At 44.6% G+C, this 26022-nt stretch carries 21 protein-coding genes and 2 pseudogenes; 6 read left to right on the top strand and 17 right to left on the bottom strand.

Translation table 11 applies throughout. The features are described from left to right. Position 1: 1 nt before the first annotated feature. The 5 genes and pseudogenes from M1D59_RS03870 to M1D59_RS03850 form a co-directional block, all read right to left on the bottom strand. The gene (locus M1D59_RS03870) at positions 2–1867 is read right to left on the bottom strand and encodes a beta-glucoside-specific PTS transporter subunit IIABC (protein ID WP_458117798.1); all 1866 of its coding nucleotides are present in this window, start codon (positions 1865–1867) and stop codon (positions 2–4) included. Positions 1868–2098: 231 nt separating this feature from the next. Next, positions 2099–2227, bottom strand: a pseudogene (locus tag M1D59_RS03865) (hypothetical protein); the annotation flags it as partial. A 271-nt stretch (positions 2228–2498) separates the two neighbouring features. Beyond that, the gene (locus M1D59_RS03860) at positions 2499–3614 is read right to left on the bottom strand and encodes an MrcB family domain-containing protein (RefSeq protein WP_458117797.1); all 1116 of its coding nucleotides are present in this window, start codon (positions 3612–3614) and stop codon (positions 2499–2501) included. 151 nt (positions 3615–3765) lie between these two features. After that, positions 3766–5148, bottom strand: coding sequence for a 23S rRNA (uracil(1939)-C(5))-methyltransferase RlmD (gene rlmD / locus M1D59_RS03855; protein ID WP_458117796.1), 1383 nt, complete (start codon positions 5146–5148; stop codon positions 3766–3768). Positions 5149–5196: 48 nt separating this feature from the next. Beyond that, positions 5197–6112 (bottom strand): annotated as a pseudogene (locus M1D59_RS03850) (diacylglycerol kinase). Between the two features lie 199 nt (positions 6113–6311). On the opposite strand from M1D59_RS03850, the gene M1D59_RS03845 reads away from it, so the two are divergent. Beyond that, on the top strand, positions 6312–7265 hold the full coding sequence (locus tag M1D59_RS03845; protein WP_025810350.1) for a nucleoside hydrolase: 954 nt from the start codon (positions 6312–6314) through the stop codon (positions 7263–7265). Between the two features lie 13 nt (positions 7266–7278). Next, a complete protein-coding gene (locus M1D59_RS03840) occupies positions 7279–7821 on the top strand; it encodes a GNAT family N-acetyltransferase (RefSeq protein WP_224146549.1) in 543 nt (180 codons plus the stop codon). A gap of 87 nt (positions 7822–7908) precedes the next feature. Here the strand turns inward: M1D59_RS03840 and M1D59_RS03835 are convergent, their stop codons facing one another. Together M1D59_RS03835 and M1D59_RS03830 are read right to left on the bottom strand one after the other, a co-directional pair. Then, a complete protein-coding gene (locus tag M1D59_RS03835; RefSeq protein WP_458117795.1) occupies positions 7909–8109 on the bottom strand; it encodes a hypothetical protein in 201 nt (66 codons plus the stop codon). A gap of 131 nt (positions 8110–8240) precedes the next feature. After that, entirely contained in the window at positions 8241–11399 is a 3159-nt protein-coding gene (locus tag M1D59_RS03830; RefSeq protein ID WP_458117794.1) for an efflux RND transporter permease subunit, read from the bottom strand. A gap of 146 nt (positions 11400–11545) precedes the next feature. Here M1D59_RS03830 and M1D59_RS03825 point away from each other — a divergent pair, with 146 nt between their 5' ends. Beyond that, on the top strand, positions 11546–12394 hold the full coding sequence (locus tag M1D59_RS03825) for a TetR/AcrR family transcriptional regulator (protein WP_025810344.1): 849 nt from the start codon (positions 11546–11548) through the stop codon (positions 12392–12394). Positions 12395–12517: 123 nt separating this feature from the next. Further along, positions 12518–13600, top strand: coding sequence for a glycoside hydrolase family 26 protein (locus M1D59_RS03820; RefSeq protein WP_048350347.1), 1083 nt, complete (start codon positions 12518–12520; stop codon positions 13598–13600). A 72-nt stretch (positions 13601–13672) separates the two neighbouring features. Here M1D59_RS03820 and M1D59_RS03815 read toward each other — a convergent pair whose 3' ends face one another. The 5 genes from M1D59_RS03815 to gatC form a co-directional block, all read right to left on the bottom strand. Beyond that, the gene (locus M1D59_RS03815) at positions 13673–13954 is read right to left on the bottom strand and encodes a hypothetical protein (protein ID WP_020450469.1); all 282 of its coding nucleotides are present in this window, start codon (positions 13952–13954) and stop codon (positions 13673–13675) included. Further along, on the bottom strand, positions 13951–14253 hold the full coding sequence (locus M1D59_RS03810; protein ID WP_020450468.1) for a DUF2089 family protein: 303 nt from the start codon (positions 14251–14253) through the stop codon (positions 13951–13953). Before M1D59_RS03810 ends, M1D59_RS03815 begins: the two co-directional genes overlap by 4 nt. Before the next feature lie 167 nt (positions 14254–14420). Beyond that, positions 14421–15851, bottom strand: coding sequence for an Asp-tRNA(Asn)/Glu-tRNA(Gln) amidotransferase subunit GatB (gatB, locus tag M1D59_RS03805; RefSeq protein WP_020450467.1), 1431 nt, complete (start codon positions 15849–15851; stop codon positions 14421–14423). Between the two features lie 13 nt (positions 15852–15864). Then, positions 15865–17322 (bottom strand): Asp-tRNA(Asn)/Glu-tRNA(Gln) amidotransferase subunit GatA, encoded by a 1458-nt coding sequence (gene gatA / locus M1D59_RS03800; protein ID WP_095292954.1) that lies wholly within the window; start codon positions 17320–17322, stop codon positions 15865–15867. A 22-nt stretch (positions 17323–17344) separates the two neighbouring features. Then, positions 17345–17635: an Asp-tRNA(Asn)/Glu-tRNA(Gln) amidotransferase subunit GatC gene (gene gatC / locus M1D59_RS03795; protein ID WP_003179590.1), complete on the bottom strand. Its 291-nt coding sequence runs from the start codon at positions 17633–17635 to the stop codon at positions 17345–17347. Positions 17636–18076: 441 nt separating this feature from the next. Between gatC and putP the strand changes: the two genes are divergently transcribed. Next, complete coding sequence (gene putP / locus M1D59_RS03790; protein ID WP_023855603.1) at positions 18077–19558, top strand: sodium/proline symporter PutP; 1482 nt, start codon at positions 18077–18079, stop codon at positions 19556–19558. A gap of 219 nt (positions 19559–19777) precedes the next feature. Continuing rightward, positions 19778–20470 (top strand): MgtC/SapB family protein, encoded by a 693-nt coding sequence (locus M1D59_RS03785; protein WP_020450464.1) that lies wholly within the window; start codon positions 19778–19780, stop codon positions 20468–20470. Positions 20471–20733: 263 nt separating this feature from the next. On the opposite strand, the gene nagB is transcribed toward M1D59_RS03785, so the two are convergent. The 5 genes from nagB to M1D59_RS03760 all read right to left on the bottom strand — a co-directional run bounded on the left by nagB (position 20734) and on the right by M1D59_RS03760 (position 26004). Beyond that, on the bottom strand, positions 20734–21462 hold the full coding sequence (gene nagB / locus M1D59_RS03780; protein ID WP_020450463.1) for a glucosamine-6-phosphate deaminase: 729 nt from the start codon (positions 21460–21462) through the stop codon (positions 20734–20736). Positions 21463–21604: 142 nt separating this feature from the next. Next, positions 21605–22756: a YhfX family PLP-dependent enzyme gene (locus tag M1D59_RS03775; protein WP_039073301.1), complete on the bottom strand. Its 1152-nt coding sequence runs from the start codon at positions 22754–22756 to the stop codon at positions 21605–21607. Continuing rightward, positions 22756–23982 carry a phosphopentomutase gene (locus M1D59_RS03770; RefSeq protein WP_075213008.1) on the bottom strand — a complete coding sequence of 409 codons (1227 nt, stop codon included), beginning with the start codon at positions 23980–23982 and terminating at the stop codon, positions 22756–22758. Before M1D59_RS03770 ends, M1D59_RS03775 begins: the two co-directional genes overlap by 1 nt. Continuing rightward, positions 23975–25123 (bottom strand): aminotransferase class V-fold PLP-dependent enzyme, encoded by a 1149-nt coding sequence (locus M1D59_RS03765; RefSeq protein WP_020450460.1) that lies wholly within the window; start codon positions 25121–25123, stop codon positions 23975–23977. Before M1D59_RS03765 ends, M1D59_RS03770 begins: the two co-directional genes overlap by 8 nt. Further along, positions 25120–26004 (bottom strand): phosphotriesterase family protein, encoded by an 885-nt coding sequence (locus tag M1D59_RS03760; protein WP_096747944.1) that lies wholly within the window; start codon positions 26002–26004, stop codon positions 25120–25122. The genes M1D59_RS03765 and M1D59_RS03760 overlap by 4 nt, the downstream gene beginning before the upstream one ends. Positions 26005–26022: the final 18 nt, after the last annotated feature.

The raw sequence follows: 26022 nt of genomic DNA, 5'->3' as shown, positions 1-26022 counted from the left end.
ATTACCCTCCTAATTGTGTAACAACCATCAACGTATCTTGACGATTGACCTCTTTTAATTGCGTTACTTTTATATCATATTGATCCGTATTCGTAATAACTGCTAGTGTAACTGGATCATAACCTGCTTCTTTAATTTTTTCTAGGTCAAATTGAATGAGCAGATCACCTGCTTTGACTTTGTCTCCTGCTTGAACCAAAGGTTTAAAGAACTTGCCCTCTAGCTGAACGGTGTCGATCCCAATATGGAAAAGAACCTCAACTCCGTTTGCTGTTTTCATACCGAGCGCATGGTTTGTTTCAAAGAGAAGGGAAACCTCGCCATCTACCGGTGCATATAGTTCACCCTTTGAAGGAATAATGGCAATTCCTTCCCCCATGACCTTTGAAGAAAATATGTCATCTTCTACATCAGATAGTGAAATCATTTGACCGATGACTGGACTTTTGAACGTCTCATCTGCGCCAAGTTTTTCAGCGAAAGCACCTGGCTCTGCTTCTTTTTCCGTTTCTTCTGTCTTTCGATCCTTTCCTAAAATAAAGGCAGCAACAAACGCAACAACAAATGAGATGGCAAAACCAATCACTGCAAACATGAAGTTGCGTGGAAGATCGTCAGATATAAACATCGACATACTTGCAAGACCAGGTCCAACAAGAACAAACGCTTGAAGTCCGACAAGCCCAATGAAGATACCGCCGATGAAAGAACCGATCATGACACTGCCAAGCACACGTTTATTTTGCAATGTCACCCCGTATAATGCCGGTTCGGTAATGCCAAAGAATGCGGAAATTCCCGCAGAAATGGCAGTTGAACGAAGCACTTTATCTTTTGTGCGAAGGGCAACTGCGAAACACGCCCCACTTTCAGCGATATTATGTGCAAGTGATGCAGGCAAGTAAAGTGCTTCTTTTCCGAGATTGCCCATTGTCGTTACAGCGTATGGCACCATCGCTTTGTGCATCCCTGATGCCACCATAAATGGAAGGACTGCTGCCAGGATCGCAACCGCAACCCAGCCCACTTTGTCAAACATAGCAAGGATGAGCGCTGTGAAACCTTGCCCTGCTGTAAAACCGATTGGTCCCAGCAACAGGAGAGTGATCGGAACTGTCATAACCAATGACATCATCGGTACGAAGAAGATACGAATGGGTTTTGGCGAAATACGAGTAAACCATTTTTCCATCTGTGCATACAACAGGACAGATAAAATCGCCGGAAACACCTGATAGGCATACGCAATATTTTTCAAATCAAATGAAAATAATTGAGCGCCTTCTGTCAGCATAGCCGTCATGTTTGGCAGAATAAGAGCGCCGACTGCCGATAATGCAACAAGCGGATTCACTTTTAGTTTATTGGCTGTCGTCACGGCGACTAGCAATGGCAGGAAGTAAAGCGGCGCATCGCCAACCATATTTAAAATCTGATACGTTTGCCCTTTGGCATCCATTAATCCGAATAACGAGAAGAGGAGGAGAAACGATTTTAAAATCCCTCCACCCGCAATGGCTGGAACAAGCGGTTGAAAAACGCCAACAATGAAGTCTAATAGTACAGTCCCCACTTTTCGCTTTTCCTTCGGCTGATGGGTAGACCCATTTTGTCCAGAAAGTGCTCCGCCGAGAAGGCCGGTCAATTCCTCATAGACTTCGATGACATCGTTTCCAATCACAACCTGGCACTGACCCGACATACGGACAGCGATGACACCTGGTGTTTTCTCAAGTGCCGGTACATTCGCCTTGTTTTGATCAATCAGCGTAAAACGGAGTCGTGTCGAACAATGCTCCAAATGGGCAATATTCTCTTTACCGCCTACATGCTGCAATACGTCTCTTGCTGTTTGTGTGTAATTCACTGTTTCTCCCCCTTTTCTGAAACATGAGACCTATATTTAGGCAATAAAAAAAGGACCTAAACCGACAAATTAAAAAATTTATCGGTTTTAGATCCTGCCTGCATGACCAGTCACATGTCTAATTTATCAATATTGGATTTGATTAAAGTATATATCGGTTTTATGAAAGCGTCAACATTTATTTTGGTTTTTTGGTAAGAAGGAAATTTCCTGGTCGAATGGCCTGTAATTTATTCTCAATGGCGAGCATGAACCATCCTCAAGCACCCGAAAATCGCGCACCAAGGTTCCAGGGTTACAAGATACATAAACTGCAAGCCTCGGTTTTATCTCAATAATGGTCCACAGCAAAACATCATCCGACATCACTCCTCAAGCAGCGAGAAGTAGATTCTAATTCTCTTCCATCTCGAAAAACATTGACTTCGCCTGTGCAATATTTATGCTTTTTAATTGTCAAAAGGACTTCGTTTAACACCCCCGCAACCACTTCTAAACCGACCTTGTTAATGCCGAACCCCTCTTTCCCTTTAAGATGTTATCTATTATTAAAATGATCTGTTATAGCCTTTAGTATTAGGTTAAACAGCACAAAGCCATGGTACGCTTGACCAAAGCTTTTAATCTGAATCTAAATATTCGATATTTCATATATTCGTTTAAGTTGTGAAAAGGTAATTTCAATCCCTACCTTTTTTAAATGATCCTTCCGCTGATCATACAATTTTTTCAAGAGTTTTTCCTTCTCCTCATCTTGACCATAATGAATAAGACGATGACAGTGTGGGCAGAGGCTCACCAAGTTTGCCAGTTGATCTAAGTCATATTTGAACTCCTCTTGCTTGGCGATAGGAACAAGATGATGACATTCAACATAAGGCATGTTGGTAGATTTAGAGATAAAAGTTTTGTGGGAATGGTCAATTTCACAAGTATAATTTGAAAGCATCATAGCTTTTGATGCAAGACTTGCATTTCTTGTCCATTGCCTTTGACCACCTTGATTAATGATAGCTTGCGGACGTTCTCTCTTTTGATTGATTTCATATCCGATATTCGAATTCTCGGATATGATAAAGGTTTGAGCCGCTATCTGATACTCCTCTTCGTTAACCCGGTCTTCTAAAAATTGGCCGTCTTCCTGGGACAGAATAAAATCATTAAATTGTTCTATCGATCGATGTCCGATAAGGCCTTCTATTTCTCTGTATGTAACTAATAGTGCTTGTAAATCGCTTATAATGTCTTCTGAACTCGGAAAATTGCTTATATCATAAAAACGACCACATACATGTCCTAACTCATATCCCCTCGCAAGATTACCTTCACCCTTTAAATTGATATTTGAAAGACTCATATTTCGAGGTATGGTATTTAGTTTTTCTCTAATAATAGAAGCTGTTTTTTGGATTTTGGCCCTACCTATCTTTGTACCATACTTCTCCTTGAAATATGTCCACCCCTGATACAAACTAACATAAACACCATTTCCATCTGCTCTAAATAAGTAAACAATATAGTAGCCTCTTGTCGCCGAAGTCGTTAAGTTCTTTAGAAAAATTGAAACCCAAGGAATCTCAGCCCAACGGCCTTTTCCAACTGAACCTGCTACATGATATATATTAGGATCTAAGTCAACAACTTTAAAAAGAGTATCCTTTATTTCATGACAAATAAGGTGTGACAAAGGATGTCCTTTAAACTCCTCATTTTTTGCTTGCTGATATGTTGATAAAACACGCTTCATTTGTTCACTAACCGTTAGTTGATTCGAGATTTTCTGTTCTATTTTGATACACCTCTTTATTAAGAAAGGCTAGGACTTTATGCAAGAAATGGAACCTTCATATAACATTATAAGCCTCTCCTGGATTAGAGAGGCTTATGTTTTTAAATTTTTATTTATCTTTTTTGAAAAGTACAGCCACACACTCCACATGGCTAGTATGCGGAAACATATCAACAGGCTGCACTTCAAGCGTCTCATACCCGCCATCCTCAAGCACCCGCAAATCGCGCGCCAAGGTTCCCGGGTTGCAAGACACATAAACCACACGCTTCGGCTTCATCTCCAAAATCGTCCGCATCAATGCCTCGTCGCACCCTTTGCGCGGCGGGTCAACCATAAGCGTATCAGCCTTGATACCTTCCTTATACCACTTCGGAATCACGACCTCAGCTTCGCCAACTTCAAACTCAGCGTTCTCAATGCCGTTCAACTCGGCATTCCGCTTCGCGTCCTCAATCGCTTCCGGTACAATTTCGACGCCGTATACTTTTTTCGCCTGCTTCGCCAGAAACAGCGAGATCGTGCCGATGCCGCAGTAGGCGTCAATGACTGTTTCTTCGCCGTTCAATTCGGCGTATTCAAGCGCTTTGTCGTAGAGCACTTTCGTTTGCTCGGGGTTGACTTGGTAGAATGATCTCGCAGAGATGGCGAATTTGATCTCTCCGATGGTGTCGTAAATGTATTCTTCTCCCCAGATGACAGTTGTTTCGTCGCCGAAGATGACGTTTGTTTTTTTCGGGTTGATGTTTTGGACGATCGATTTGACGTGCGGGAATGCCGCGGTGATCTCTTCGACGATTTTCGCTTTGTGCGGGAAGTCGTTTGTCCTTGTGATGAAGACGACCATCATTTCGCCTGTGACGGCGCCGTATCTGACCATAATGTGTCTGAGCCAGCCTTTGTGGCGTTCTTCGTTGTACGCTTTGATGCCGTATTTGCCGCAGATTTCTTTAATCGCTTGCACGACGCGGTCGTTTTCCGACTGCTGGATCAGGCATTCGTTCATGTCGATGATCTCATGGCTGCGCTGCTGGTAGAAGCCTGCGATCAGGCCGCCTTCTCTTTCGCCGACAGGGACCTGCGCTTTGTTTCGGTAGTTCCACGGGTCTTCCATGCCGAGAGTCGGGTGGACGGTGATCCGGCTTAAATCGAGCTTGCCGATTCGCTCGAGCACGTCTTTGACTTGCTTCTGCTTGTATAAAAGCTGGCCTTCGTAGTTGATGTGCTGAAGCTGGCAGCCGCCGCACTGCTTGTAGATCGGGCACGGCGCGTCCGTGCGAAAGCGGCTTTCTTCTTTCAAGTCGATGAGGCGGCCGAAGGCGAAGCCTTTTTTGACCCGGGTCACTTTGATCTGCGCCTTTTCGTCAGGCAGCGCGTTCGGCACGAAAATCGGGAAGCCGTCAACTTTGGCGACGCCGGCTCCTTCGTGTGTTAAATCTTCAAATACGACATTGTAATATTCATTTTTTTGAACGGGGGCTTTTTGTTTCATCTTTTTCACCTACTATAAGAAAAACTTGGCCAGCTCTTTAGACCAAGTTCATTCATCCAATTTTCTCGCTTTTTCTTTTGACATGACGACGTCGATATGGCGGTAGAGGTTCTCGAATTCGCCCGGCAGTTCGCCGCCGTATTCGCCGTCAAGATTCAGGAGCATTTTGTCTTTGACCGTCACTTTGACGCGGTTCGCTTTCGTGTAGATGACATGCTCGTCATTGATGTGTTCGCCGCGGAGGGCAAGTCCGACGAGTCTGATGAATTCGGCGAGGTTTGCCCGCTTTAAAATGACGAGGTCAAACATGCCGTCATTCAAGCTTGAGTCGGGGGCGAGCTTTTCAAAGCCGCCGACGGAGTTCGTCAGCATGACGAGAAACAGCATCACTTCTCCTTCAAACAGCTTGCCGTCGTATTCGATTTCAACCTCGGTCGGCCTCAGCGAAGGAAGGAGCATTTCCATTCCTTTTAAATAATAGGCGAGGTGGCCGAGCATCGTCTTCAATTTGCTTGGTACGTCATATGTCAGTTCGGTGAGGCGTCCGCCGCCGGCAATATTAATGAAATATTGGCCGTTGACGCGGCCGATGTCAATCGGACGGGCTTCTCCCTCTAGTATTGTGTTTACCGCCTTTAAAATATCCTCGCGCGGAATGCCGAGCGCTCTCGCAAAGTCATTCGTCGTTCCGACCGGAATGACTCCGAGCTTGGGACGGTGTTCCAACGGCGCCAGTCCGTTGATGACTTCATTTAATGTGCCGTCTCCTCCGGCCGCAACAATCAAGTCAAATTCCCGCTCAGCGGCGTTTCTGGCGGCCTGTACGGCATCCCCTTCCCCTGTTGTCGCATGGCAAGACGTTTCATAGCCTGCCTGCTCGAACTTCTGCAGAACTTGGGCAAGGTTTTTTTTTGAAAATTTCGCGTCCGGAAGTCGGATTGTATATGATTCGTGCACGTTTCATGTTTTCATCATCCTATTAGAGTATCCGTATCATTTCTTTACCAACAACCTTTAATTATACTAGTTGTTGAAAAAATCGCAACAAAATGGGTTTTATTATTTGTTTAATTTTAGATAAAATGCCCTAATTCATGGTAAAAAAGACTTCGGGATCTAATTGATGTAAAATAATCAATATTAAGAAAAAAGGAGATGTTGCTGTGAAAAAGCCCGTTTATTTTAACCATGACGGAGGCGTCGATGATCTCGTCTCTTTATTTCTGCTATTGCAGATGGAAGATGTCAAATTGATCGGAGCATCCGTCATACCGGCGGATTGCTATTTGGAGCCGGCTCTCAGTGCCAGCCGAAAAATCATTGACCGCTTCGGTTCGTACCAGGTCGAGACTGCGGCATCCGATTCGAGAGGGGTGCATCCGTTCCCGAAGGAGTGGCGCATGCACGCTTTTTATGTCGACGCCCTGCCGCTTTTAAATGAAAAAGGCGAAGTCCGGACCCCTGTGTCAGACCTGCCCGCTCACCTCCATCTCATTGAATGCGTCAAACAGAGCCCGGAACCGGTGACGCTGCTGTTTACCGGCCCGCTGACAGACTTGGCGAGGGCGCTTGAGGAAGAACCGGCGATCATCAAGCACATTGCCAAACTTGTCTGGATGGGCGGCACCTTCCTTGAGAAAGGAAATGTGGAAGAGCCTGAGCACGACGGGACGGCGGAATGGAACGCCTTTTGGGACCCTTACAGCGTCAAGACGGTGTTTGAACGCGATATTCAGATCGAAATGGTCGCGCTTGAAAGCACGAACCAGGTGCCATTGACAAACGATATCCGCTCCCATTGGGCAAGCCTCAGAAAGCATGTCGGGATCGATTTTATCGGCCAGTGCTATGCGATGTGTCCGCCGCTTGTCCATAACGAGACGAATTCGACATACTACCTTTGGGATGTGCTGACGACGCTGACACTCGGCACAGTCGATATGACACGCTCGCGCAGCGTCAAGGCGGTTGTCCATACGGAAAGCCCGCGCCAAGGAACGACAGAAGAGCATCCTCACGGCAGAATGGTCGAAGTCGTCGATCAAGTCGACAGGGATCAATTTTTTGCGTATTTTGAAGAGTTGATGAAAAAAGCCGACCGCATTCCATCTTTATAAAAGGAGACTTTCCATGATCAAAAAAGGGACAAACATTTATATCAGGCCGCTCACGGCTGAAGACGCCGAGGCTTGCCTTGACTTGCAGAACGCAAACCGCCCGTTTTTTGAACAGTTTTCAATGGAGCGGAACGAAGAGTTTTATACAATCGAAGGACAACAGAAGAGGCTTCAAAGTTTATATGAAAATATGCAGAACGATGTAGATTATTATTTTGGCATCTTTGATCCTGCAAACGATACGCTGATCGGAACGATCAACCTTTTCCAGGTACTGCGCGGCTCCTTGCAAAGCGCCTTCATCGGCTATTTTTCGGATCAGAAACACAACGGCAAAGGCTACACGACAGAAGCCGTCAAGCTGATGGTCGAGTTCGCCTTTCAAGATCTCAAGCTCCATCGCATCGAAGCCGGCGTCATGCCCCGTAATCTTGCCTCGATCCGGGTGCTGGAGAAGGCGGGCTTTCACAAAGAAGGCATCGCCCGGAAAAACGTTAAGATCAACGGAAAATGGGAAGACCATCAGCTGCTGGCGGTAATCAATCCGAATGATTAACCGCTTCTTTGCGGGGCTGGAAAACGAAATCAGCAGCATTAAAAAAGCTTGTCGATGAAGATCATTCCAACCTTTATCGACAAGTTTTCATCTGCTTTTTGTCTCTTTCATGATGCTGAAAATGACTAAGGTGATAACACCTGCACATACAATATAAAATAAAACATCAGTCACAGGATTTCTTATATTTTTCAAGAGAAAAATGACTCCGATCAACACGATCGGTATGATCCAGGTGAGCCGCTTTACGGCTTTGGAGCTTGGTTCGTTGTTTCCTTTCGATTCCATTCACTGCCTCCTCTGTTGCCTTTTCTAAACAAAGCATAACACAGGATATATTTGTTAAACACCGACGATCGTCTCATCAAAGAAAAAACCCCTTGGAAAGGACCATTCCAAGGGGTTCATGTTTTATCGACTTACTCTTCTTTCATACCCGGTTTTTTCCGGCGGAATTTCGCCAGCACTTCGTATACGATCGGTACGATCAGCAGGGTAAGGAGCGTCGAACTGATCAAACCGCCGATAACGGTGACGCCGAGTCCTTTTGAAATGACCTGGCTGCCGCCTTCAAATCCGAGCGCCAATGGAATCAGGGCGCCGATTGTGGCGATGGCCGTCATCAGGATCGGACGGAGCCTTGTAGAGCCGGCTTCAAGGAGCGCTTCTCTCGTTGAGAGCCCTTCCGCTTCCTTATGGATGACGCGGTCGATTAAGACAATCGCGTTTGTGACGACGATTCCGATCAGCATCAGCATTCCGATCATTGCGTTCAGGCTGATCGTTTCTCCTGATACGTATAGTCCCACCAAGGCGCCGATAATCGTAAACGGCAGCGAGAACAGGATCGCAAATGGCGCCAGTGCTCCGCCGAATGTAATCACAAGCACGAGGTAGACGATCGCGACCGCCGCAAGCATCGCGAGTCCGAGTTTTGTAAAGGAATCTTCGATATCAGCGGATACGCCGCCTGTATCGATTGTGACGTTGTCAGGCAGCTCGATCTTGTCGATGTTTTTCTGTACGTCGACTGATACGGCTGTGACGTTGTCCGATGTGACTTCCGCCGTGACATCGGCATAGATTTTGCCGTCGCGTTTTGAAATCGTGTCAGATGTCGTGCCTTCTTTCACTTTCGCGACATCGCCGATTTTCACTTCCTGGCCGGTCGGAGTTGTGATTTTCTTGTTTTCTAAATCTTTGACGCTTTTATAAGTTTCTTCTTCTGTTTTAATCGTGACATCAAGATCTTTTCCGTCTTTTTTCACGGTTGTAAGCGGCGCCTGCGATGTTTCTTTCATGAGCGCCTGAGAAATCTGTGATGCCGTTAACCCGAGTTTGCTTAATTTCTCCTGGTCAGCGACAAAAGTAAATTCGTCATATGTGCTGGACAGGCCTGAGTTTACGTTCTTCAGGTCATTTTGGTCTTTCATAATCTTTTCGATCTCTTTTACAGTGCCTTTAATCTCTTTTTCTGAATCTCCGTACACATAATAGGTTAACTGATTGTTATTGCCTGAAGAGCTGAAATCCTGGGTTTTCCATTCTCCGCGTTTGGATTGCTTCTGAATGTCTTTTAGGACGTTGTCTTTTTCTTTATCAAAATCAGGTGTGTCTTCCTCATATTTGATATAGAACAACGCGCCGTTTGAGCTTCCGCCCATCAGCGGATTTCCCGCTCCTAACGTATATTGAACCGTATCGACGTGTTTGCGGTCCAATAGGACTTTTTCAGCTTTTTGCGCTTCTTTTTCCGCTTCTTTTTTCGTTTCTCCCGGTTCAGGAGTGTATGTGATTTGCACCATTTTATCTTTTGTAGCAGGCAAGTAGCTCGCTCCGATTAGCGGCACGAGGAACAAGCTTCCGACCAGCATTAGAACCGCGATGATCGAAGTGATCCATTTATGGCTGAGCGACCAATTTAACACTTTTTTGTAGAAGTTGGCCAGTACCCCAGGCTTGTGTTCTTTCGCCTTCACCGGCGCACCTGTCAACGACTTTTTGAAGAGGGTGTGCGCAAGCATCGGCACGAGCGTGATCGCGATCAGCAGGGATGCGGCAAGCGCGAATACAATCGTTAAGGCAAACGGCAGGAACAATTCGCCGATTTGACCGCCGACGAGTGCGAGCGGCAGGAATACCGCGATCGTCACGATCGTTGATGACATGATCGGCATGAACATTTCCTTCGTCGCTTCGCGCACGAGCGCTTTTCCGCGCAGCGGCTCATCTTTCAGCCTCATGCGGCGGTAAATGTTTTCAATGACGACGATCGAGTCGTCGACAACCCGTCCGATGGCGACCGTCATGGCGCCGAGCGTCATGATATTGAGCGTGATATCAAGCTGGTTCAAGACAAGCAGTGCGATTAACAATGACAATGGAATCGAAATGACCGAGATTAATGTTGATTTAATATCCCTTAGGAATAAGAGAATGATCACAACCGCAAAGATCGCTCCGAAAATCGCTTTGCTCAGCATCGTCTCGACCGACTCGGTGATCGGTTCGGCTTGATCGTATGTCGAGCTGTATTTGAAGCCTTTGTGGTCTTTTTTGAATTGTTCGAGTTCAGCTTTTACGTTGTCGGCTACCTCGACGGTATTGGCGTCGTTTGCTTTAATGACGCTGATGCCGATGCTGTCTTTACCATTGGTTCGTGAAATGGATTCGGCTTTTTTGACATCTTTAATCGTTGCGATGTCAGACAGCTTAACCGTCGGGATTCCCGCGCTTTGCTGAGCTTGTCCGGCGCTCTGTGCTCCGGCTTGAGCCTGCGCGCCCTGGGCCGCTTGCGCACTTTGCGCTCCGGCTTGCGCGCTTGCGCCTCCGGCAGACGCCGCTGGAATTCTCATATTTTTCAAGTCTTTAATTGTTTCGATATCGCCGCTCACGACGACCGATTTTTCTTCTTTCCCGAATGTGTACAACCCAAGCGGAGTCGTCACATCAGATCCTTGAATCACTTGCTTGACTGTATCCTCGTCAAGCCCATATTGCTTCAATTTGTCTTTTTTAAATGAAAATTCGACTTCTTCAACCTGCTGCCCGGAAAGCTGAACGGAAGCTACGCCTTCAAGGCCTTCAAGCTTCGTCAGGAGGCTGTCTTCCACTTTTTTCGTCAAGCTTTGAAGATCGTCTTTATCACTGGACACGCTGAGCGCGAGGATCGGGAAGGAATTCATGCTGTAGCGCGAAATGCTCGGCTCTTTCGCATTGTCCGGCAGATCGAGATTCGCCAATGCTTCAGCGGCTTCCGTCTTCGCTTTGTCCATATCCTTTTCATAATCGTATTCAATCATCACCGATGATGCGTTTTCATACGAAGTGGACGTCACAACGCTGACGCCGTCCAGATTTTGCACGGCTTGTTCAACAGGCTTTGTGACTTCATCAGCTACCTGGCTCGGAGTGGCTCCGGGGTATGTCGTGCTGACGGTCAAATAAGGCATGTTCACATCAGGAATTGATTCCTGCTTCATATTTAAACCCGCATAAATGCCGGCAACCGTAACAATAATCGTCATCAGCCACACAGCGAACTTGTTCTTTAGTACAAAATTAATGATAGAATTCATTACGACCTCCATTGTGTATATCATTTTCAGAATACAGATTGACTGACTGGTCATTCTATACAATAATAAACTTCAAAAGTAAACAGCGTCAACTTATATATGTTAAAATTTATTCAATTTTAAAGAAGTGTTAAAGGGGTACATTCATGACAGAAAAAGAAGAAAAAATCATTAAAGCAGGCCTGCACCTGTTCGCGAAAAACGGGTTTGCTTCCACAACGATTCAGGACATCGCCAATGAATGCAACATCTCAAAAGGAGCTTTCTACCTCCATTTCAAGTCGAAAGAAGCGCTTTTGCTTGCAATCATTAAGTATTATATCGATCGAACGATGGAAAATATGAAGATCATTCAGCAAAAGAATTTTCCTCCGAAGGAAACGTTCAAGGAGCAGATTGCTTATCAATTCAGTGAGAGCAAGGAGCACCGCGACTTTATTCTCGTGATGATCAGCGAACACAGCATCCCGGAAAACAGCAAGATCGAAGAATATTTTAAAAATGTCAGCCAAAAATTCCACGAGACGTATAAAAACGCGCTGTCAGCAGCCTACGGGGACATTGTGAAGCCCTATCTGTCAGACTTGTCCGTGATCGTTCAAGGCATCGTGCAGTCTTATCAAAATTTGTTTATCTTTAATGAACTGGATATCGATTTTTACGAACTTGCGGATTTTATTATGAGAAGAATCGATGACATGATTGATGGCATGGTTCAAAACGGGGAGCAGCCGATCCTGGCCGGACGGACGTACAGCTATTACCGGAACGCCGGCAGTACGGCCGATAAACATACGATTTTGCGGGAGCTTGAAGATGCCAAACGTCAGCCGGCGCTGCCGGAAGACATTCTCATTACACTGGATGTGATCGAGGAAGAGCTGAGAAAAGATTCGCCCCGCATCCCCGTGCTCCAGGGCATGCTGACAAATTTGGAGCATCAGGACAATGTCCAGCATCTCTATGGAATGATCACCCGTTTCCTTCATTCATAAAACAGCCTGATGGCTGTTTTTTTATTTCCCTACAATACGACGATCTGACCATGAATATTTTGGAAACAGCATGTATAATAAGATCGCTTAAGACAATCTAGATTTTTAGGGGGTTTTACCTTAGTGAAAAAAAGCATCGTTTGCTCTATCTTCGCGCTGCTCCTTGCTTTTGCCGTTTCGCAGCCGAGCTACGCACACACCGTTTCTCCGGTGAATCCGAATGCCCAGCCGACGACGAAAGCGGTGATGAACTGGCTTGCCCACCTGCCCAATCGGACGGAAAACCGGGTGATGTCCGGGGCATTCGGAGGATACAGCCTTGACACATTTTCGCTGACTGAAGCCGACCGGATCAAACAGGCAACAGGACAGCTGCCAGCCATATACGGCTGCGATTATGCAAGGGGATGGCTGGAGCCGGAAGAGATCGCCGATACGATTGACTACAGCTGCAACAGCGATTTGATCGCATACTGGAAAAGCGGAGGCATTCCGCAAATCAGCCTGCACCTCGCAAACCCCGCGTTTACTTCGGGTCATTATAAAACTCAGATTTCAAACAGCCAGTATGAGAGAATTTTAGATTCTTCCACGCCCGAAGGAAAACGGCTTGAGGCGATGCTGAGCAAAATCGCCGATGGCCTTCAGGAGCTTGAAAATGAAGGCGTACCCGTTCTATTCAGACCCCTTCATGAAATGAACGGCGAATGGTTCTGGTGGGGGCTGACGCAATATAATCAAAAAGACAGCGCGAGAATCTCCTTATACAAACGGCTCTATGTGAAAATCTATGACTATATGACAAAGACAAGAGGCTTGGATCATCTGTTGTGGGTGTATGCGCCTGACGCCAACAGAGACTTTAAAACAGACTTTTATCCGGGCGCATCATATGTTGACATCGTCGGGCTTGACGCTTATTTTGATGACCCGCACGCCATTGATGGCTACGATCAGCTCACATCTCTGAACAAGCCGTTTGCCTTTACAGAGGTCGGGCCACAGACGACAAACGGCGGGCTGGATTACGCGCGGTTTATCCATGCAATCAAAGAGAAATATCCGAATACGACGTACTTCCTGGCGTGGAACGATGGGTGGAGCCCTGCTGTGAATAAGGGAGCGGGCGCCCTCTATCTTCATCCATGGACGCTGAATAAAGGAGACATCTGGGACGGCGGTTCTTTGACGCCTGTTGTGGAATAACGAAAAAACCTTGGAGAATTATTCTCCAAGGTTTTTTAAGCAGCTTGTTCTGTCCTTTTGAGGCTGGTCCTGTTATTTAATATCCATGGCTTTCATAACTCTCATTTCTCTTTCCTGCTTTTTTTTCAAAGCTTCTCTGCCTTTAATCCATTCCCCCAGCAATAAAGCCAGTCCGCCAATAAGAGGAAGATAGAATGATGCGAAAGATTTTCCTTCATGAATGGATAATGCAACGAGAAAAATGATATAAGCTGTTGGCAGTATAGCTCCCCAAAAAGTACGATTTCTGGTCGATAAAAAATATTGAATTCCCAGTATTGCAAATCCGATCAGTAGTATATATATAGTATTCATTTATGAACACCCCGCTCTTTTTTATATTTCTCAATGATTAACTTTGCATTTTCCAGACTTATCTGATCATCGATAGCTAACTGTTTAATAAAATGAACAAAAGTCTCATTTTCCAATTCATCAATGAGTTGAATTTTTTGTATTAATCGATCCAACCTAACCCTAACTGTTGGATAGGATACTTGATAACTCTTTGCAATTTCTTTTAACGAACCAGATTTCAGCGTAAAGTTTTTAATAAATTCTACATCCTCTTCTTCTAAAGCCAATATCCATTCGGGTACATCTTTTCTTTCCATAGACAGCCCCTCTTATCAATAAATTTAAAAACAAAACTTAAATTAATGATAATATATCTCTAAATAAAGTTCAAATAAATTTTAATTTTATTTATTTACATCTTTACACAAATAAAAAAAGGTCCCCAATATGAGGACCTCCATTTAAGTAGCATAAGTCTGTTTTTTTATCGTTTATTAATCTCTTCAAGAAGAAGCTTGTTGACCATCGGCGGGTTCGCTTGTCCTTTTGAGGCTTTCATGATTTGGCCGACAAGGAAGCCGATCGCACGGTCTTTTCCGTTTTTAAAGTCTTCGATCGATTGCGGATTGTTGTCGAGCGCTTCTGTGACAAGCTTTCTGAGCGTCGCTTCGTCAGAAATTTGTACAAGGCCTTTTTCTTTGACGATTTTTTCTGCGTCTCCGCCTTTTTCGATCAATTCTTTGAAGACCTTTTTCGCGATTTTCGATGAAATCGTGCCTTTTTCGATCAGCTTGACCAATCCTGCAAGGCCTTCAGGCGTGAGCGCAACATCCGCAAGCTCTTGTTGCTGAGCGTTCAAGTAAGCCGACACTTCACCCATCAGCCAGTTCGACGCCAGCTTCGCGTCTGCGCCTTTTTCGACGGCTGCTTCGAAGAAGTCGGACATTTCTTTTGTCAAAGTGAGCACTTTCGCGTCATAGGCAGGCAGGCCAAGCTCTTCGATGTAGCGCTTGCGGCGCTCGTCCGGAAGCTCAGGGATGCTGTCTTTCACGCGCTGTTTCCACTCATCGTCAATGTAAAGCTCGACAAGATCAGGCTCAGGGAAGTAGCGGTAGTCGTCAGATCCCTCTTTGACCCTCATCAAAATCGTCGTTTTGGACGCTTCATCATAGCGGCGCGTCTCCTGCTGAATGACACCGCCTGACAAAAGAACTTGCGCCTGGCGTTTTTCTTCGTGCTCAAGGCCTTTTTGAACAAAGGCAAATGAGTTCAGGTTTTTCAGCTCTGTCTTTGTGCCGAACTCCTCTTGTCCGATCGGACGGAGGGAGATGTTGGCGTCGCAGCGGAGCGAGCCCTCTTCCATCTTACAATCGGAAACGCCTGTATACTGAATGATTGATTTCAGTTTTTCAAGGTAGGCGTAAGCTTCTTCAGGCGTTCTGATATCGGGCTCGGAGACGATTTCAACGAGCGGTGTTCCCTGGCGGTTATAGTCGACAAGGGAGTAGCCGTCGCCTGTATGCGTCAGTTTTCCCGCATCCTCTTCCAAATGAAGGCGGGTGATGCCGATGCGCTTCGTTTTTCCGCCGACTTCGATTTCGATCCAGCCGTTTTCGCCGATCGGTTTATCAAATTGAGAAATTTGATAAGCTTTCGGGTTGTCGGGGTAGAAATAGTTTTTCCGGTCGAATTTCGTTTCTGTCGCAATTTCGCAGTTGAGCGCCATCGCGGCTTTCATCGCGAAATTAACGGCTTCTTTGTTCAACACAGGCAGTACACCCGGATAGCCTAAGTCGATAACGCTTGTCTGCGTGTTGGCCGCCGCGCCGAATGGCGTTGGAGAACTGGAGAAAATTTTCGATTTTGTTTTGAGCTCCACGTGGACTTCAAGTCCGATTACCGTTTCAAAGTTCATGTTTTTTCACCCCTTACAGTTCAGGTTTTGCTTTATGGTGGTCTGTCGCCTGTTCGAATGCATGGGCGACGCGGTATACTGTGCTTTCGTCAAAGTGTTTGCCGATGATTTGCAGGCCGAGCGGCAAGCCGTTCGCCAAGCCGCACGGGACGCTGATTCCCGGTACGCCCGCAAGGTTGACAGGAATCGTCAGAATGTCATTGGCATACATGGTCAGCGGATCGCTCATTTTTTCGCCGATTTTAAATGCCGGCGTCGGCGTTGTCGGTCCGATGATAACGTCATAGTTTGCAAATACGTCTTCAAAGTCCTTTTTGATCAGCGTTCTGACTTTTTGCGCTTTTTTATAGTACGCATCATAGTAGCCTGAGCTGAGCGCGAACGTACCGAGCATGATGCGGCGTTTCACTTCGTTTCCGAATCCTTCGGAACGCGTTTGTTTGTACAGGTCGATCAGGTTGTCGGCATTGTCCGTGCGGTAACCGTAGCGGATGCCGTCGAAGCGCGCCAGGTTTGCCGACGCTTCAGATGAAGAAAGCAGGTAGTAAGTCGCCAGCGCGTATTTGCTGTGCGGAAGCGATACTTCTTCCCATGTCGCGCCAAGGCTTTCGAGCACTTTCAGCGCTTCAAGCACGGAATTTCTCGCTTCTTCTCCCACTCCTTCGCCGAGGTATTCTTTCGGCACGGCGATTTTAAGTCCTTTAATGTCGCCGGTTAACGCTGACAGATAGTCGGGCACGTCCACATTGGCGCTCGTCGAATCCATTTTGTCGACGCCTGAAATCGCCTGAAGAAGGTAGGCGTTGTCTTCGACAGATCTTGTGATCGGGCCGATTTGATCCAATGAAGAAGCAAATGCGACAAGGCCGTATCTGGAAACGCGTCCATATGTAGGCTTTAAGCCGACGACGCCGCAGAAAGATGCCGGCTGGCGAATCGATCCGCCCGTGTCAGATCCAAGTGAAAACGGCACTTCCCCGGCCGCAACCGCAGCCGCAGAGCCTCCGCTTGATCCGCCCGGAACAGTTTCGAGATTCCACGGGTTTTTTGTCTTTTTAAAGCCTGAGTTTTCTGTGGAAGAACCCATCGCGAATTCATCCATATTCAGCTTTCCGATGGTGACGGCTTCAGCTTCGTGAAGACGCTCAACAACGGTTGCATCATAGATCGGGTCAAAGTTCTCGAGAATTTTGCTTGCGCACGTTGTCCGCAGATCCTTTGTTACGATATTGTCCTTAATACCGATCGGCATCCCGAAAAGAAGGCCGTGCTCATCACGGGTATCAAGCGCTTCGTCCAATTCTTTGGCGTATGCGCGGGCTTTTTCTTCATCAAGCTGCAAAAAGGCTTGTACCTTTCCGTCAACTTCGTGAATCCGTTTGTAAGATTCATCGACTAAATCTGATATGCTGATCTCTTTATTATGTATGAGACGTTTTAATTCAGATATTTTATGGTCAAACAGTGACATGTTTTCTCGCTCCCTCCTTTATTCAGTCCAAGATTGACGGCACGCGGATGTAGCCGTCTTTATGATCAGGCGCGTTTTTGACGACGTCTTCAACCGGAAGGCCTTTATCAGGGACATCTTCCCTCATGATATTCTTCATTTGCAATACGTGCGTTGTTGGTTTAACATTCTCTGTATCGACTTCGTTCAGCTCTTCTGCAAATGAAATAATGCTGTCAAGCTGTTCGGTAAACATCGCCGCTTCTTCGTCCGTAATCGCCAGTCTGGCAAGATGGGCGACATGCTTTACTTCTTCTATAGAAATACGCGACATACTAAAAACACCTCCAAGGTTATTCTCGCTTAGTCATAATACTGATCATATCAAATTTTAGCCTTCTAAATCAACAAAACCACGATCTTCGCCCCATTAGGCGGCTTTTATTTTATCGCACATGAAAAATTCAGTAAAATAGCCCGTACTAATATTCAGAATATTTTTACTTTATATAATATTTGTAAGCGTTTTCATTATGATGCTTATCAGAACCATCGCGCTCTTTTTCAATAAAATCGGATGTTTTTCACGGTTGATTGATGGGGAATAGTTTGATAGGTTAGGTAACTAAGTACGATCTAATCGGCAGCGCCTTAATTCCAATACTTGATTTTTCAAAGAGGGGGCCCTGCAATTTTCTTCGTACCGCAAGTCAGTATTGTCGAAAATTTTAAAGAGGTGATGCCACATTATTTTTAAAGAGGAGAGATATGAAACGTGAGTGTTGAAATATTTATTTCGTTAGGGATTTATTTTGCCGCGATGCTCTTAATCGGCTGGTATTCCTACAGAAAGACATCCAATTTGAATGACTACATGCTCGGCGGCAGAGGTCTTGGGCCTGCTGTTACGGCTTTATCGGCCGGCGCGTCGGACATGAGCGGCTGGATGCTGATGGGACTGCCCGGAGCCATGTATGTGACAGGACTTTCGAGCGCCTGGCTTGCCGTCGGTTTAACAATCGGAGCTTATGTGAACTACTTGGTTGTCGCTCCCCGGCTGCGCACATATACAGAAGTAGCAAACGATGCGATTACAATTCCGGATTTTTTCGAAAATCGGTTTAATGATACGACGAGAATCTTGCGCCTGGCATCAGCCATCGTCATCATGGTGTTTTTCACACTGTACACGTCGGCGGGTATGGTGTCCGGAGGAAGACTGTTTGAAACGGCGTTCGGCCTCGATTATAAAATGGGTCTTTTCTTAACGGCAGCAGTCGTGATTGCTTATACGCTGTTCGGAGGGTTTTTGGCCGTCAGTCTCACTGACTTTGTGCAAGGTTTGATTATGTTTATCGCTTTAGTGCTCGTGCCGATCGTTGCCTTTACTCAATTAGGCGGAATTACGCCGACTTTCAATGTGATCGAAGAAATCAATCCAAGCTTGCTCGATTTCTTCAAAGGAACGACCGTCATTAGCATTATTTCATTTCTCGCCTGGGGACTGGGCTATTTCGGTCAGCCGCATATTATCGTCCGCTTTATGGCGATTTCATCCGTAAAAGAGCTGAAGCCTGCGCGCCGCATCGCAATGGGCTGGATGATCATCTCCGTAATCGGCGCACTGCTTGTCGGACTGATCGGTGTAGCGTATGTCCATGAAACAGGTACAGCGCTTAAAGATCCGGAAACGATTTTTATCGTGTTCTCAAAAGTATTATTCCATCCGCTGATTACCGGATTTTTGCTTTCCGCTTTGCTCGCGGCGATTATGAGTACGGTGTCTTCCCAGCTGCTTGTCACATCAAGCGCCATGACGGAAGATTTTTACCGGACGTTTTTCCGGCGCAAAGCTTCGGATAAGGAACTCGTTCTTGTCGGACGTCTGAGCGTTCTGCTTGTCGCCGTCATCGCGATCCTTCTGTCTCTGACACCGAACAACACGATCCTTGATTTGGTCGGCTATGCGTGGGCCGGGTTTGGTTCCGCATTCGGACCCGCCATCCTTCTCAGCTTGTACTGGAAGCGGATGAACCAGTGGGGCGCATTGGCCGGTATGATCACAGGAGCCGTGACCGTGCTGATTTGCATTCTGACCGGTCTGCAGGAGAAGACGGGAATCTATGAAATGATCCCTGGTTTCTTCCTGAGCTTGATTGTCGTTTACGCTGTCAGCATGATCACGAACAAGCCGGCAAAAGCAGCAAGAGATATGTTTGAAGAAATGGAACAGACGCATGAGGAAGAACATTCTTAAATGATCAGGCAATGAAAGCCGCCGGGCGATATCCGGCGGCTTTTTTGCTCAGACGGAATTCTTTTGATGCCACACCGGCAATATAATGGTAGGAGTATTGGGCTTTCTTGCTGATGAATGGTTCCGCGACATCCCCTTCAAAAACAGTTGTCGATCCATAGCGTCTGTGAGAAAATCATATCAATCATATAAGATATTGTCGGAAAGGAGATCATGGGCATGGATTGGCATATTGAAACAGAAACACTGTTGAAGCTTGGCATCGCAACATTAATCGGAATGGTCATCGGTCTCGAAAGGGAGCTGAAAAACAAGCCGCTCGGCTTAAAAACGTGCATCGTGATTGCGATCAGTTCCTGTGTTCTGACAATGATCAGCATTGATGCGGCATACCATTTTCCAAAGTCGAACAGAATTATGATGGACCCTTTGCGGCTTCCCGCACAAATCATATCGGGGATCGGCTTCATCGGAGCGGGCGTGATCTTACGCAAAAGCAACGACGTCATTTCCGGCCTGACCACTTCAGCGATGATCTGGGGAGCAGCCGGCCTCGGCGTCGCCATCGGAGCGGGCTTTTATAAAGAAGCATTTGTCAGTCTCATTTTCATTTTAATCAGCGTCGAGTTTTTGCCGTGGATCGTCGGCAAAATCGGCCCGAACCGCTTGCAGGAAAAAGAAATCCGCGTCCGCATGTCTCTGAATGACAAGGATAAACTGACGGATATCCTCAAGGAAATGAAAGCGAAAAAAATCCGGATTCATTCCGTCCGGATCGATGATATGCGCGATAATGAATTTCCGGTCATGGAAACGAAAATCATGGTTCATAAGAAACGGTATGTCACCGATGTCTATTACGATATCAAAGCGATCGACGGCGTCGTCGGCGTAAAATGCGATACGCTTTAAAAAAAGCAGCCCTTTGGCTGCTTTTTTTGTGGATCATAAATATGGACAGTCGGTTCTATAGGATGATGGCTTTCTCTCGCCTAGAGGAGTTATTCATTTTCCTCCATTCTCCCCTTTTCAACTGTTCGAGTAAATAATATGAGGACAAGCGTATATGTAATTCCTTACCAGCAGGGTGGAAATTTGCTATATTCAGTCGTTTTTTACTGATTGATCGCTAGGAGATCTCTTGAAATTTTTTTAATGTCATCAGCCGATGTCTGTTATTGAATTTTATTTAAGGCCGCATCATCTGCCATCACAATCACATCATTATGTTTCCTTAAAATTGAAGCAGGGAACTCTTGGGAGACACGGGTGCTGTTCAGCAGCCGTGCCAATGCTTCAGATTTTTCATTTCCAGACACGAGCAGAAGGATCCGCTTACTTTCCATTATTGTTTCAATTCCCATGGTCAATGCCTTTGTCGGTACTTCGTCCAAGGAACGAAAGAACCGGGAATTTGCCTGCCGGGTTGATTTATCCAAATCAACGATATGGGTTCTGCTTTTAAAGCTTGTCCCCGGTTCATTAAAACCGATATGACCATTCAATCCCATCCCTAATATTTGTATGTCAATTGCTTTTTCGGAAACAAGTCTGTCGTAACTGATGCATTCTTGTTCCAAATCTTCCGCCATCCCATTTGGAATATTGATATTCCTTTGCCTAATATCCAGATGTTTGAATAATATTTCATTCATATAATAATGGTAGCTGTTTTTATTTTCTTTAGCCAGTCCAACGTACTCGTCTAAATTAAAAGCAGTAACATTCTTAAATGATATTTCCTTTTGCCGATACTTTTTGATCAGGCATTTATACAAACCTAGCGGTGTCGAACCTGTTGCAAAACCGATAACAGGATTTTTTGAATTGTTAATGAGCTCAGTCATTAAATCAGCTGATTTTTCACTCATTTCTTCATAACCTGATACATGAATAATTTTCACGTCGTTCTCCTTTCCGCAAAATAACATGTCCAAGACGGACTACTGTATTAAACTGCACTTCAAAAAGACAAGGCATCTTCGCTACACCTCAGTAAGACAATCCATTATTCAAGAACTCCGATATTCCGCTGATAACGATCATTTACTCGATTACATTTCCTTTAGAATCAAATACACCGATAAGTTCAGGATCTTCAGAAACGTTTTTTAAGATTGCAATATGCGCATTCGTGACAAAGACTTGTGTACGAAAAGCAAATATTGCCGTATCGCCGACTTTTGCTTCAACTGTGTTTAATGCGCCATAATAATCAATATGATCAGGTGTCATTTCAATAGCTTGAACCTTCTTAAGATGATTTTTATTTGTTCCAACCAGCGCCGCTTTCATATGTGAACGCGGATAGAATCCACCGCCGAAAACATAAGCATGATGATTAGATATGTGGGATACTTCAGTTACATATACCATTGCAGGTCTTTCTGCGAGTTTTTTCGTTGCATGAATGGGCGTCGTTCCAATTAAAGCATGACCGGGTTCGCCTTGAGTTGCACCATTTTCCTTCAACAATTTGATTGTTCCACAAGATGTTGCACTTGGCATATTCATCTCAAGCCTTTTATACCCTCTTTCCATTAAAAAAGATTTTACGGTTTGCATGGATGTTACATTCGGAGTAACTGTTGGAAGGCCGTCTTTAATCAATATACAAGGAAAGCTTGTTAAACCTGCAATTTCAATTCCTTCTAACTGTTCAATCGATTCGATATCCTTAACGATTTGTTCAAAAGTGAACCCTCCCTCTTGACCTTTATATATATAATCCTCTTTGTTTGCGATTCGTAAAAACACTTTTTGTTTTCTTCCCATTTCCTTAGCTGCTCTACTAATGTTTCGAGCATTTGCAAGACTGAAAACCGTAACATAGTCAGGATGAAGCTTCAATATAGCCGGAATCATATGAATAGGTATTTGAACAAGATGTCCGACATGCCCAATTTTGATTCCATTTTGGCTGAGTGTGATTGCCTCCCACGGGTCTACAGCAACCGCTTTGTCAATTCCGCTTTCGGCGATAGCTTGTGCTACCAACGGATTACGGCCAAATTGCTTTGTCATAAAAAACAGTTCAATATCCTGTTTTCTGGCTTTTTCACTTAAAACTTTTGCATTTTTCTTGACAGTGTCCAAATCTAATACATAAGTGTTAGGTGAAATGATTCCCCGCTGATGAAAATCCAATGCAGCTTCTATTAATTTTTTATTATATTTTAATGTAGATTCCAAAAACATCAGTCTGTCTCCTCTTTTCCTTTTTGCATTAAATGAAGGAATGAACTGCCGTTTTCAGTATTGCGAAGCCCTAGATAATCAGCAGAAGTTGCAGCAATGTCGGATAGCGTTTTTCTTTCTCCGATATTTACGGGGGATAACTTTTTGTGATAAGCCAGCAAATACGTTTTTTCCCGTGTGTGTTGGTTATGGCCGATCGTAGGGTCATTCCCGTGATCTGCACTAATCATCAGCAGATCCTGATCTGTCATTTTCCGGAGAATTTCCGGCAAATATTGATCTACCATTTCAATCCGATTCGCATAACGCACAGGATTCTGTGCATGTCCGGCTAAATCGGTTTCTTGTACTGTGGCAGCAATCACGCCTTTTTTGACACGGTCCATCTCCTGTATAATATCCTTCATAACTTGTTCCGTATCTACACCCGGAAACCTATTTGCACCTTTACAATAAATAATGTCCTGCATTTTTCCGATAAGAGAAACTTCCATTCCCCCATTTTTCGCCAATGTTGGCAACTGCTTCTCGGGAGAGATACCAAAACCTAAGTGACGGACTTGATACCCTTGCTTGTATACATTAGATTTAGGCGAATTCACTCCTACTAATCCGTCTTCTCTTCTTTCAACTGACCTCTGCAAGTGTTCGGGTGTTACATTTTCTCCTCCAAGAACAATCACACGATTTACTTTAACATGATGACGGACACATCTTCCTATTTTCAACACTTCATCAAACGGAATATAATCCAGCGGAGCGCTTACATTATAAATTTGCCCGTAATCTGTTTCGATATTATCGGCCACGACTACTAAATCGTTTACTAATAGATACGGCAAATCTGAATTTGGTATGTTAACTTTATAACCCTGATCTTCCAAAGCGAGTTTAACATGATTGATATGTTCTGCAAAAGGAGCTAAATATGTCTTTTTTGGCTTTGTCCCCATGATTTCATTATGCCCTTCAAAACTGTCTGCTCCTTGATGCATCAGGTTCAAAACACCATAGCTGGCAATATGGTCTACATTTTTCAATTTAGGATGGTGCAAGATTTTGTTTATACCCAATTTTTCGAGATTTGGAATGTTTAAAGAAGGCACCGTATCAAGTATGTGATAGAAAGTATTAGCGCCAACGTCTAAAGGGTGATAATCGCTTGCATCTTCCATATAACCGACACCTAAGCTGTCTAATATTATGATAATGACTCTTTTATTCATTTATATCATCCCCTATTGAAGGATTTACACTAAGATTTTCTGTTGCTCGGTGAACGGATATGTTTAGAATTCTTAAAATGGTCTCAGGACCGCTTCTTAATGGATTAATGCGGATCATTTTTTTGGCCAGTGATGGATCTGCAGATAAAAAAGTGCCAGACACTCTATAAAACATTGGTGCAAACTCGTATTTTGATTCAGCACCTACCGGATGGGGTGCCGCTCCCAATTCATTAGCATGATGGAGCACTTTTTCGGCAATTGGTTTAACAAACTCTACAAGTAAGACTTTTGATTGTGCATTTGCCAAATAAGCCTTTTTAACACCTTTAATGGCTCCATTATTAAGCGAGTGAACTAACTGATCATTGACACTTGCTTGAATTGCCAGCATAACTGGCGCATATACCAGGCCCCTTAAAGCTTCTAAAGCTTCATAACCTTGAACTTGGCTTCCGCCTGAATAGTTTAAATTTTCTATTCTTTGTATTAAATCATTTTTGCCTAAAATGACTCCAATACCTTCCGGACCTAGTAGCTTGAACAATGAAAAGGTGGACAAATCGGCTTTGACTTGCGCTCCAACCTTTTCCGCTTTCATCGCAGCATAGTTGTCATCCGTAATAATGACTAGACTAGAATGAATGGAACGAATTTTTTTTATCGTTTCAGCCAAATCATAATGGTCATCTATTTTTTGCCTCGTATGCTGAATCAATACACCTTTTAACTTCGGGTGTTTGAGGATGGCTTTTTTTATTTGTTCAGAATCGTGAAAATCCGCGTATATTGGCAAGACCCCCATCGACTCTAACGTTGTTTTACTTGTTGGATATATAGGTGCATCATGGACAAGGATCTCGTCACCTGGCTTTAAAAAACTCATAAAACCAAATCTCAATGCCCCTGTTCCTGCACCACGAACTAACATTGCTTTCTCTGTGCCAAAGAAATCGGCTAGTGTCTCTTCTATTTTTTTTGTGAACCGCGGTTTATTCATTCCTTTTACAACGCCTAAATCGCCAAGTGAAAGCAATTCTTCTCCTCGAAAATGTCTTGTGATGACATCCACCAACTTAAATTGTCTATGCATGGCTTCTTCAATAGATAGACTATATAGAGGATAAGTTTCCATGCTCATTCACTCTCCCCTTTCATAAAAGCACGAGGATTTTTAATCAACATCTTATCAATTGATTCACCAGTTATTCCATAGGTTTGCAAGAGAGGGATAAACGTGTCTATCAAATATGAATAGCCCACCCCGCCTTTATATACCAAATGTGATTTTCTGGTGATGTCCATAGACAGCAGAACCTTGTCTATATACCCTTTAGCCTGTATCTTTTTCAACATTTCTGCCCGAACACGATCAGGCATATAATTTTCTTTACCTATTGTATCGAATTCTACATACACACCTTCTCTCAGCATTTTCAATATATAATCGGCATCTCCTGATAAATCAACATGCCCTATCACCACTCGGTTTAAATCAACTTCATGTTTTTTGAAAAATTCTACTTGTTCATGCCCTAATGTTCCTATGGAAGTATGGGTTGATATTGGTTTTTTTGTTTGCTTATGCGCCACAACAACCGCTTCAAATACTTTTTGTTCGGTTTCCGTCCATTTATTGTAACTTGTTCCAATTTCACCGATCAGCTCGGCTTTAGCATCTGTTCCTCTAATTCCTTCAACAATCTCCATTACCATTCTTTCTGCCAACTTTTCTTTTGGTTCGCGAAACACATGGATCGGGTAAAAAGTATCTTGGTAGAAACCAGTTGAAAAGACAATATTAATGCCTGTTTCTTCTGCTACTTTTTGAACGTATGTAATATTTCTCCCCATTCCAATATTCGTGACATCCACAATATTGCGTACGCCCTTTTCGTATAAACTTTTAAATTCTCTAACGGTTTCAGAAAATACATCCAACTTACAATCCTCATTGTTTTTTACTTCGGAAAGGTCTATCGTTGTATGTTCATGCATATAGGTCATTCCGTCTTTCAACATTCGGAAACTTCCCCTCTT

The organism is Bacillus sp. PK6-026, assembly GCF_054161455.1.
Note: the sequence above shows the minus strand (reverse complement) of the source record. Positions and strands in the feature narration are given on the sequence as shown.

What these genes read in the sequence shown, in the direction of transcription:
- M1D59_RS03860 (WP_458117797.1), bottom strand. Translation starts at nt 3,614, where the DNA reads ATGAAGCGTGTTTTATCAACATATCAGCAAGCAAAAAATGAGGAGTTT.
- rlmD (WP_458117796.1), bottom strand. Translation starts at nt 5,148, where the DNA reads ATGAAACAAAAAGCCCCCGTTCAAAAAAATGAATATTACAATGTCGTA.
- M1D59_RS03840 (WP_224146549.1), top strand. Translation starts at nt 7,279, where the DNA reads ATGATCAAAAAAGGGACAAACATTTATATCAGGCCGCTCACGGCTGAA.
- M1D59_RS03835 (WP_458117795.1), bottom strand. Translation starts at nt 8,109, where the DNA reads ATGGAATCGAAAGGAAACAACGAACCAAGCTCCAAAGCCGTAAAGCGG.
- M1D59_RS03830 (WP_458117794.1), bottom strand. Translation starts at nt 11,399, where the DNA reads ATGAATTCTATCATTAATTTTGTACTAAAGAACAAGTTCGCTGTGTGG.
- M1D59_RS03825 (WP_025810344.1), top strand. Translation starts at nt 11,546, where the DNA reads ATGACAGAAAAAGAAGAAAAAATCATTAAAGCAGGCCTGCACCTGTTC.
- M1D59_RS03815 (WP_020450469.1), bottom strand. Translation starts at nt 13,954, where the DNA reads ATGAATACTATATATATACTACTGATCGGATTTGCAATACTGGGAATT.
- M1D59_RS03810 (WP_020450468.1), bottom strand. Translation starts at nt 14,253, where the DNA reads ATGGAAAGAAAAGATGTACCCGAATGGATATTGGCTTTAGAAGAAGAG.
- gatB (WP_020450467.1), bottom strand. Translation starts at nt 15,851, where the DNA reads ATGAACTTTGAAACGGTAATCGGACTTGAAGTCCACGTGGAGCTCAAA.
- gatA (WP_095292954.1), bottom strand. Translation starts at nt 17,322, where the DNA reads ATGTCACTGTTTGACCATAAAATATCTGAATTAAAACGTCTCATACAT.
- gatC (WP_003179590.1), bottom strand. Translation starts at nt 17,635, where the DNA reads ATGTCGCGTATTTCTATAGAAGAAGTAAAGCATGTCGCCCATCTTGCC.
- M1D59_RS03785 (WP_020450464.1), top strand. Translation starts at nt 19,778, where the DNA reads ATGGATTGGCATATTGAAACAGAAACACTGTTGAAGCTTGGCATCGCA.
- M1D59_RS03775 (WP_039073301.1), bottom strand. Translation starts at nt 22,756, where the DNA reads ATGTTTTTGGAATCTACATTAAAATATAATAAAAAATTAATAGAAGCT.
- M1D59_RS03770 (WP_075213008.1), bottom strand. Translation starts at nt 23,982, where the DNA reads ATGAATAAAAGAGTCATTATCATAATATTAGACAGCTTAGGTGTCGGT.
- M1D59_RS03765 (WP_020450460.1), bottom strand. Translation starts at nt 25,123, where the DNA reads ATGAGCATGGAAACTTATCCTCTATATAGTCTATCTATTGAAGAAGCC.
- M1D59_RS03760 (WP_096747944.1), bottom strand. Translation starts at nt 26,004, where the DNA reads ATGTTGAAAGACGGAATGACCTATATGCATGAACATACAACGATAGAC.